This is a genomic window from Pseudomonas sp. BP01 (assembly GCF_022760795.1).
Lineage (GTDB): Bacteria > Pseudomonadota > Gammaproteobacteria > Pseudomonadales > Pseudomonadaceae > Aquipseudomonas > Aquipseudomonas putida_Q.
On record NZ_JAFBKA010000145.1, the window covers coordinates 1 to 255 of the forward strand.

The 255-nt window shown below is 60.8% G+C and carries 1 protein-coding gene; it reads left to right on the forward strand.

Annotated features, from left to right (window positions below; translation table 11 throughout):
- The coding region (locus tag JOY50_RS28865) for a POTRA domain-containing protein (RefSeq protein WP_310738342.1) at positions 1 to 255 on the forward strand (255 nt) is incomplete at both ends.

Genomic DNA, 255 nt, shown 5'->3' on the forward strand with positions numbered 1-255 from the left:
AGGCCGATGACCGCCGCCTGGTGGACTCGACCCGTTCCCTGTTCAAGACCGGGTTCTTCCAGGACATCCAGCTGAACCGCGATGGCAATGTGCTGATCATCAACGTGGTCGAGCGCCCGTCGGTGTCGAGCATCGAGATCGAAGGCAACAAGGCGATCAGCACCGAAGACCTGATGAAGGGCCTCAAGCAATCGGGCCTGGCCGAAGGCGAAATCTTCCAGCGTGCCACCCTTGAAGGCGTGCGTAACGAGCTGC